9 protein-coding genes are annotated in these 9,039 nt (G+C 54.1%); 7 read left to right on the forward strand and 2 right to left on the reverse strand.

What is annotated here, in order from left to right:
* Nucleotides 1-126 precede the first annotated feature (126 nt).
* Nucleotides 127-387 (forward strand): hypothetical protein, encoded by a 261-nt coding sequence (locus tag IGR76_04080; GenBank protein MBF2077703.1) that lies wholly within the window; start codon nucleotides 127-129, stop codon nucleotides 385-387.
* A gap of 135 nt (nucleotides 388-522) precedes the next feature.
* Nucleotides 523-1,212 (forward strand): hypothetical protein, encoded by a 690-nt coding sequence (locus IGR76_04085; protein MBF2077704.1) that lies wholly within the window; start codon nucleotides 523-525, stop codon nucleotides 1,210-1,212.
* A gap of 79 nt (nucleotides 1,213-1,291) precedes the next feature.
* On the opposite strand, the gene IGR76_04090 is transcribed toward IGR76_04085, so the two are convergent.
* Complete coding sequence (locus IGR76_04090) at nucleotides 1,292-2,203, reverse strand: hypothetical protein (protein ID MBF2077705.1); 912 nt, start codon at nucleotides 2,201-2,203, stop codon at nucleotides 1,292-1,294.
* Nucleotides 2,204-2,551: 348 nt separating this feature from the next.
* Here IGR76_04090 and IGR76_04095 point away from each other — a divergent pair, with 348 nt between their 5' ends.
* Nucleotides 2,552-4,408, forward strand: coding sequence for an AAA family ATPase (locus IGR76_04095; protein MBF2077706.1), 1,857 nt, complete (start codon nucleotides 2,552-2,554; stop codon nucleotides 4,406-4,408).
* Between the two features lie 83 nt (nucleotides 4,409-4,491).
* Here the strand turns inward: IGR76_04095 and IGR76_04100 are convergent, their stop codons facing one another.
* Nucleotides 4,492-6,126, reverse strand: coding sequence for a CTP synthase (locus tag IGR76_04100; GenBank protein ID MBF2077707.1), 1,635 nt, complete (start codon nucleotides 6,124-6,126; stop codon nucleotides 4,492-4,494).
* 197 nt (nucleotides 6,127-6,323) lie between these two features.
* On the opposite strand from IGR76_04100, the gene IGR76_04105 reads away from it, so the two are divergent.
* The 4 genes from IGR76_04105 to IGR76_04120 all read left to right on the forward strand — a co-directional run.
* The gene (locus IGR76_04105; GenBank protein MBF2077708.1) at nucleotides 6,324-6,677 is read left to right on the forward strand and encodes a Spx/MgsR family RNA polymerase-binding regulatory protein; all 354 of its coding nucleotides are present in this window, start codon (nucleotides 6,324-6,326) and stop codon (nucleotides 6,675-6,677) included.
* A gap of 67 nt (nucleotides 6,678-6,744) precedes the next feature.
* Nucleotides 6,745-7,107 carry a DUF2237 domain-containing protein gene (locus IGR76_04110; GenBank protein MBF2077709.1) on the forward strand — a complete coding sequence of 121 codons (363 nt, stop codon included), beginning with the start codon at nucleotides 6,745-6,747 and terminating at the stop codon, nucleotides 7,105-7,107.
* Nucleotides 7,108-7,324: 217 nt separating this feature from the next.
* Nucleotides 7,325-7,852, forward strand: a complete 528-nt coding sequence (locus IGR76_04115; protein MBF2077710.1) for a ZIP family metal transporter — start codon at nucleotides 7,325-7,327, stop codon at nucleotides 7,850-7,852.
* Between the two features lie 140 nt (nucleotides 7,853-7,992).
* Nucleotides 7,993-9,039 (forward strand): MFS transporter (locus tag IGR76_04120; protein MBF2077711.1); only part of this gene is annotated, 1,047 nt, incomplete at its 3' end.

Below are 9,039 nucleotides of genomic sequence, written 5' to 3' on the forward strand. Positions count from 1 at the left end.
AGAGCGATCTGGGGAAGCCCGCGCTCTACCCGATAGGGTGAGCGTCGGGAGGATGTCACTCCGTCGGCACCTGACTTAGCCGTGTTCGTGTTACCCACTCGCTACTGACCCACATGGAGAATCATCATGCCCAAGTTTGAACCTTATACCCTGCACATGCAAATTAACCGCATGTTTGAGGAAGGCCAGTCTTTCTTTGCCTTAACCAAGGTGCAAGATTGGCTGCGAGAGCGTAAAGAAGATCCCAACAACTACGAGATTCTGTTTCACGAACGTCCAGCAGAACCGGGGTCTGATGCCGTCAAAATTATCGAAATTGAATTGCAGCGACGGGATGGCCAGCCTGTTGATCCGTGGCTCCAGCAAGAAGTCAATCGCCACGAGTAGGGCTAAAAACCGCCTTTGTACATCATTCTTCAGATGCGTACGTCCGTTAAGGATTGGAAAACGAAGAAGTTTGTGGCAGAATCAACCCAGACTTTACGTTGCGAAGAAGAATCCCCTAGGTCAGGCTTTTTGCAGATGCTTAGATCGAAACCTCAAATCAAGAATTGTCCATCCCGACCATCGCCCCGACGTGCCCTAGCGGCGATCGCCTCTGTAGCCTTAACCACAGGAGCGCTGTACGTCGGGTTGCCAGCGACAGAGGCTGAAGCCAACTTCTGGTGGATCAACACCAACGAATATAAACGGTGCGCGGCAGATCTAGATGGCCTGGAACTCACGGATGAAGCGATCGCTGAAGCCTGTGCTTCTGCCCTGCATCCCAATGAGCTATCGAACTGCGTAGTTCGCATTGATCGGGAAACAACCGTAACGGCAGAAGCGGCTCTGGCAGGCTGTAAGCGCGATCGCCGTCCTGAAAATTTAGCCGTGTGCGTCGTTGATATTGATCGCATTGGCAGCAATCTTGGGGATGCCGCTCTGGACTACTGCCGTCGGAGTTTGCTGCCTTTGGCCTTTGCTGACTGTGTGACGGGTCTGGATAGTGAGATAGCCTCCATTGAGCCACTGCCTGCGATGGATATCTGCATCGCCGCAGACGATCGCCCGGTGGAATATTTACCTGACTTTGTTTATCTGCAGCCACCTATCAACATTCCGGCAACCCCGGCTCCCTACGAACCTCAGCTCTCTCCCTCCACTACGATTACCCCCATGCAGCCTGCCGAGCCTGCACCCCAGACCCAGCCTGTACCTGCTCTGTTCTAGAGAGGAGAGTGCTTAGAAAAAATAAAAGCCGCGCATTGCGCGGCTTTTTAAGGGTTGAATGAACCGATTGCGGCAAATCCTAGCGATTTTCGTCCATCCACTGATCGACTTCGCGGCTACAGTTACGCTCCTTATTCTCGGCTCGTCCCTGGGCACGGCAGCGCTCCCAGGCAATCTGCTCTACGGAGTTATCGGGAAGTTGGCTTTGCCGTGCGAGGGCTTGATCAAAGAAGGTTAGGCTTTCTTGATCCTTTTCCTGCTGGACTAGGATCTGAGCTTTTAAGTACAGCAACTCCGGGTTATTTGGCGCAGCGGCGATCGCCCGATCAACGGCATCCATCGCTTGGTCCTGTTCATCCAGGTCGCGGTAGGCGATCGCAATGCCCCGTTCCGACAGATACTCCGGCGCGGCGTAGGACTCAAATCGTTCAATGGCCTGATTGGGATCGGCAAACGGCAGGTTCACCGCCAGCATTAAGTCCATGTAGCCTTTGATCAGATTCAATTCTGGATCGGCAGCATTGACCTTTTCAGCGGCGTTCATATAGCTAAACACCTGCTGCAACTTTTGCAGGGCTGTGGGTGTACCCCGTACAGTGCCTTCCTCTAGCAGTGCGTGGGCACCTTGCAGGAAGTTGCCCACCGCCATGTAAAGATTGCCCCGCAGAGGATCGGAATCCAAGAGCGCTTCGGCGGAGGATAGGGTGAGGTTGGCGTTTTCCTCCAAACGATCATAGTCTTCATCCGTAAAGGCGAGGGCACTCTGCATCGCGTAGGCCATGGGGTCGGTCGCCGTTCCCTGATCCAGCAATTCCTGAGCTTTAACGTAATCCCCCTCTTGGAACATGGCGCGGAATACGGCTTCCGTTTGGTCATCAATGTTACGGGGATTGCTGCTGCGGAAGGGATCGGCCGCAAATGCAGGATTGGACAACACTCCAAGGGCGATCGCCAAACTCATCGTGACGAAAGGTTTTAAATAGTTTTTCATCGGTGACATGGACTCAACTCACACAATCAACGCATACGAGTAGCTTGACTCAGAGGGAGAGGTGAAGGTGCCAGCTACCCTAATTAAAATCATCAGTCTTCATCTTACTCACTCCGTTGCCTGATTGGGTTGCTCCGGTAAGTTGTGAACTTTTGCAGGGTCGCGTTACGTTACGATCTGCGGCGGGAATCCTGAAGAATGGGAGAACGCTTGGATGAATGACCTATGGGGCGATCGCCACTTCGCCACCCCGATTTTGAACATCGGTCATGATCCCAAACCACCCAAGCGCACGGGGCACTATCGCTAATTCTGAGACGCATTTATCCGTTTGCCGGAGCACAACTCATGAGTGATTTATTCAAAGGTTTTGAACAACTGCTGGAACTTGCCAAGCTACTGGAAGAAAAGGCCGAAAGTGGGGAACTGAAAACCAATGTCCAGATCAATACCAGTCCCCTGAGCAGCATTCCCCGCAGTCGCCCCGACATTGGCACCAGCTGGATTCGGACGAATAGTCCCAAAACTGAACCGTCGCCGAACCGTTCTGAGCCGGACAATGTGATCATTCCCCCCCCTCCGGCAGGTTCGGGCGACGACTCGGATGAGAGCAGCGGGTCGTTAGATAATGTATCTCTGAAAGACGTAGGTGGATTGGCGGACGTGCTGCGGGAGTTGCGGGAACTGGTGGAAATTCCGCTGAAACGTCCCGATTTGCTAAAAAAATTAGGTTTAGAACCACCCAGAGGCGTGCTGCTGATTGGCCCACTGGGAACGGGGAAAACCCTGACTGCCCGTGCCCTAGCCGATGAGCTGGGCGCAAACTATATTGCGATCGTTGGCCCTGAAGTGATGGGCAAATACTACGGGGAAGCTGAATCGCGCCTCCGCAGCATTTTTGAAAAGGCCAGCAAGTCGGCTCCCTGTCTGGTGTTTATTGACGAGATTGACAGCCTTGCCCCCGATCGCTCGAAAGTAGAAGGGGAGGTGGAGAAACGCTTAGTTGCCCAGCTTTTGAGTTTGATGGATGGCTTTGCCAAGACGAATGGCGTGATTGTGCTGGCAGCCACCAACCGACCCGACCACCTCGATCCCGCCCTGCGGCGTCCGGGACGGTTTGACCGCGAAGTTCACTTCCGTGTGCCCGATCGGGATGGTCGCCTAGAGATTTTGACTATCCTAACCCGCGATATGCCCTTAGAGGATGTGGACTTGGGGGCGATCGCCGATCTCTGTGTGGGGTTAGTGGGTGCCGATCTGAAAGCCATCTGTCAAAAAGCGGCCTACAGCGCTCTGCGGCGGCAGGTGTCGTCCCTATCTGCCCCGATCCCCGATAATCTCACGATCGCCCACTCTGACTTTCTCCAGGCCATCAAAGAAGTCAAGCCAGCGGTATTGCGATCGGTGGAGGTGGAATCGCCCCATATCGACTGGGCAGACATCGGTGGCCTCGATACGGTGAAACAAACGCTCCAGGAATCGGTGGAAGGGGTGTTACTCTATCCCGAACTTTACGAGCAGACGAAAGCTAAAGCACCTAAGGGCATCCTCCTCTGGGGGCCTCCAGGTACGGGTAAGACTCTGCTGGCAAAAGCGGTGGCGTCTCAGGCGCGAGCAAACTTTATTGCGGTGAACGGCCCTGAATTGCTGTCTCGGTGGGTTGGTGCAGCGGAACAGGCCGTCCGCGAACTGTTCACCAAGGCGCGGCAGGCGGCTCCCTGCGTGGTGTTTGTGGATGAAATTGATACCCTAGCTCCGGCACGGGGTAAGTTTGTGGGGGATTCGGGGGTGAGTGATCGCGTCGTGGGTCAACTCTTAACCGAACTGGACGGACTGCACGCCTGCCCAAATGTGATCCTGGTAGGAGCCACCAACCGACCTGATGCTCTCGATCCCGCCTTGCTCCGAGCTGGACGCCTCGACATTCAGCTTAAGGTAGACCTACCCGACGAGGATGGACGGTTGGCGATCCTCACGGTTCACAATCAGGATCGTCCGCTCAGGGATGTTGATCTGGCAATCTGGGCAGCCCAAACGGAAGGGTGGAACGGAGCAGATCTCTCGCTACTCAGCAATCAGGCTGCTCTGGAAGCGATTCGTCGCTACCGTGCCGGAGACCAAACCGATCCCACCACCATCGAAATCACGAACCTGGATTTCGAACTTGCCCATCAGGCATTGGTGCTGCAAAAACAGTCGATCTAACCTGACTGATAATGGAGTTGGGATGTATTGCACAACTCCATCACCTCATCACCCCATGACCTCTCCACCTCTTCACCCCATCCCTACATCGACGCCTCCAAAACAGCCTCCGGCACTGGGCCATGCTTCTGGGCGATCGCCGCTTCTACGACACCCAAAAACAGCGGATGGGGCTTACTAGGGCGAGACTGGAATTCAGGATGGAACTGAGTTGCAATGAAATAGGGATGATCCGGCAGTTCCACAATTTCCACCAAGCGACCATCAGGGGACGTACCGCTGATTTGATAACCGCTTTCGATAAACAGATTGCGATAGGCGTTGTTGAACTCATAGCGGTGACGATGCCGTTCGTACACGACCTCTTGCTGATACATCCGGTCTGCGAGGGAATTGGGGGCAATCCGACAGGGGTACAGCCCTAGGCGCATCGTGCCGCCCAGATCTACCACGTCTTGCTGTTCGGGTAGGAGGTGGATCACGGGATTGGGCGTATGCTCATCAAACTCAGCGCTGTTCGCGTCTAGATGGGCTACGTTTTGCGCCCATTCAATCACGGAACACTGCATTCCCAAACACAGCCCCAGGAAGGGAATGCGCTGTTCACGGGCATAGCGGATTGCCAGCACCTTGCCCTCAATCCCGCGATTGCCAAAACCACCAGGGACAACAATGCCATCAATGCCGCCCAGGATCGTGTGAACTGATTCCGGGATAATGTCCTCCGAGTTGATCCAGCGGATGTTGAGACTGGCTCCACTGGCGATCGCCGCATGGCGCAAGGCTTCCACAACGGAGAGATAGGCATCGTTCAACCGCACATATTTCCCAACGATCGCCATTTCTAATGGTCGTCCGGGTTGATACATGCGCTCGACGAGGGTTTGCCACTGGCTGAGGTTGGGTTCCCGTTGGGGCAGGTGCAGTAAATCTAAAACTTGGTGGGCTAAGCCCTCCTGTTCCAACACCAGCGGCACTTCGTAAATGCTGCCCGCATCCTGGGAGGTAATCACGCACTCCACAGGCACATCGCAGAATTCGGAAAGCTTATCTTTTAACCCAGGTTGAAGGGCGCGATCGCACCGACAGATTAGGATATCGGGCTGGATACCAATAGAGCGCAGTTCCTTAACCGAGTGCTGGGTGGGCTTGGTTTTCATCTCTCCCGCCGCCGCAATCCAGGGCAGGAGGGTAACGTGCATGTACAGCACATCTTTGCGTCCCACGGCTTTGCGGAACTGGCGAATCGCTTCCAAAAATGGCAAAGACTCAATATCTCCCACCGTGCCGCCAATTTCCGTGATCACGACATCGGGATTGGTGTTGTGCGCCACCCGCAAGATCCGTTCCTTAATTTCATTGGTGATGTGGGGGATCACCTGCACCGTGCCACCCTGGTAATCGCCGCGCCGCTCTTTGTTGAGTACGGCCTGGTAGATCGATCCGGTGGTGACACTGTTTAGGCGCGACATGGAGGTGTCGGTAAAGCGCTCGTAGTGCCCCAGGTCGAGGTCGGTTTCGGCTCCGTCTTCGGTCACAAAGACTTCCCCATGCTGAAACGGACTCATCGTGCCCGGATCAACGTTAATGTAGGGATCGAGCTTTAGGATGGATACCGAGTAATCTCTGGATTTCAGTAGGCGTCCTAGGCTAGCGGCAACAATCCCTTTGCCGATACTGGACACAACGCCACCCGTTACAAATACAAATTTCGTCATAGCTCTTTGGTGAAGCGATTACGGATAAGGTCTAAGGTTGGAATCTAACCCATTCATTTTGCCACAGGGTTTACAGTCCATCGTGCCTTTTTAAATGCTGCTGATTTTTAGGTCATGCATTCACCATCTTGCGTCGCGCCGCTAAATCTCTTACAGTCTGCAATCAGGATACGGATATCACAGGATAACTCTGGCGTATGGCACTGCAAGTTTATGGAATTCCGAGCTGCGGAACCTGCAAAAAAGCACTGACCTGGTTGGATCAAAACAAGATTGGGTATGAGTTTGTCAACACCAAGGACAACCTACCGACGAAATCGATGATCCAAGCTTGGGTAGAAGCGTTGGGATCGAAACCAATGCGAAATACGTCTGGTCAGTCCTATCGGGCGATTGGTGAGGAAAAGCAAACCTGGAGCGATGAGCAGTGGGTTATAGCCTTCGCTAAAGATGCGATGTTGTTGAAGCGTCCGCTGTTTGTGAAGGATGGCAAGGCGGTGGCGGTTGGATTCCGGGATCCGGATGTGGTGCGGAAGGCGATCGCGCCTTAACCCCTTGGATAGGTCATGCCAGACTCAACGTTAAGTTACTAGAAAAGCATCACGGAGGAAACGTAAGATGAGCGATGCCAGAAATGTTTTAGGCCAACCTCTCGAAATTTGCTGCACGTCGCCGATGACTGGGTTTTACCGAGATGGAACCTGCAATACGGGGGGAGGGGACTTTGGCGCACATGTGGTTTGCGCTCAGATGACAGCAGAGTTTTTGGAGTACACCCGTTCTCAGGGCAATGATTTGAGTACGCCGATGCCTGCCTTTAATTTTCCGGGACTAAAACCGGGCGATCGCTGGTGTTTGTGTGCGTCTCGCTGGAAGGAGGCGTTGGATGCGGGGGTTGCGCCTCCGGTGGTGCTGGACTCGACCCATGCGCTGGCGTTGGAGTATGTGACGTTGGAGGAGTTGAAGCAGCACGCGATTTAGAGGTTTGAGGCTATAAGATATGCGACTTCTTGTTCGATACCCAGCCGCATCCTATCGCATTGGGAAAAAGTCGCATATCTGATGCCTTTAGATGCCCAGCAGTGGCCTACCGACATCAGCAAAAGCAACCAAAAGCAACCATGAAATTACTGAAACTATACTTAAGCTTTGTACGAAAAGTAAGAATCTAGTGCAGGCTGGCAGGAATTGCTAACCAGTGTTCACAACCTCATCAAACCCCTTAAACTTCCATAGAAACGGCTTGGCAAAGGTGCGGTTGAAAGAGTCACTGAATCGCCAGCACGTTAAGCGCATCTGGCTGTTTGTGATTGCGATTGCGCTCCATAACTTTCCGGAAGGGTTAGCGGTGGGGGTCGGCTTCGGGAGCGGTGATGTGGCCAGTGGAATGGCGCTGGCGCTGGGCATTGGCCTCCAAAATATTCCTGAAGGCTTAGTGGTGGCATTATCCCTGCGCGAACTGGGGTACTCGATCGCCACTGCCATTGGTGTGGCAACCTTGACAGGGTTGGTCGAACCGATCGGCGGCGTTTTGGGTGCGGGGGTGGTCTCGATTGCGGCACCGCTCCTGCCCTGGGGAATGGCCTTTGCCGCAGGAGCCATGTTGTTTGTGATCGTCGATGAAATTATTCCTGAAGTGGATCACAAGGGACTGGCACAGGAAGGTACCCTGGGTGCGGTGGTCGGGTTTGTGATCATGATGGTGTTGGACATTGCCCTAGGCTAATTCTCTAGCTGGGCTAAATGTTGAGATCATTTGGGCATATCCCACCTAGGATGACCTCATCGCTTGCAGATTAGTCCAATTTCTGCTGAAATTTCAACGGTTAGCGATCGCTTTCTTTTTATCCTTTATACGCTTGACCCATGACCTTTAAATCCTCGTCTCGTCGCGATTTAATACCGACTCTGGTGGTTCTTCTAGCGGCGGGTTCCCTAACGGCGATGACGGGAAACCTGGTAACGCCAGTCTTTCCAGAAGTTGTTGAAGAGTTTCAGGTTGATCCCCGCTGGGCAGGTCTGTTAGTGGGAATGCATACGCTGACGATCGCCCTTTTTAGTCCCATCCTGGGTATTCTCGCGGATCGGATCGGGAAGCTGCGGGTACTGATTGCCTGTCTAATTGGCTATGGCGTGTTTGGGATGGCGGGCGCTTGGACGTGGGATTTTCAATCCATGCTAACCACACGGGCGTTGCTAGGGGCAGCCAGTGGCGGAGTGGCGGCGGCGAGCGTGGGCTATGTGGCGAGTCTCTTTGAGGGCGAGGAGCGATCGCGCATGTTGGGCTACACCACCAGTGCCCTCGCCACCACCAGTATTTTCTTCCCGCTGTTGGGGGGATGGATTGGATCGTTTAACTGGCATTATTCCTTCTATCTGTACGTGATTGCCTTCCCAGTGGCGATCGCCGCCGCTCTCGTGCTCCCCAAGCGCAAGGGCACCACCAGTCAGCCGAGCCAGTTTGCCCAGTTTGACAAGGATTTGCTATTAGCAAACCTGAAGCGTCCGGCAGTGTTGTTGATGCTGTTCACCTTGGTGCTGGCCTCTGGACTGTTTTACATCGTGATTGTGTATGCCCCCCTGCACTTCAAAGCATCGATTGGCGCAGATCCAACCCAAAACGGGATGATCCTGGCATCACGGGCGATCGGAGCCGCCATCATTTCGGCGGTGGGATCGAGTCGTCTGGCGATGCGGTGGGGGGTTCCCAATGCGGTCGGCGTTGGGTTTATGACGATGGCGCTCATGCTGTTCTCGATTCCGCCGCTGACCCATCTGCCCTTGATCATCATCGCGGCGGTGCTGTTTGGGATGGGCTACGGCATTGTCATGCCCAATCTGTACGATGCCTTAGCGGCTCTATCCCCAATGGCGTTGCGGACATCGATCCTGGCACTGGGTACGGGGGTCTCT

The organism is Synechococcales cyanobacterium T60_A2020_003 (genome assembly GCA_015272205.1).
Lineage (GTDB): Bacteria > Cyanobacteriota > Cyanobacteriia > RECH01 > RECH01 > JACYMB01.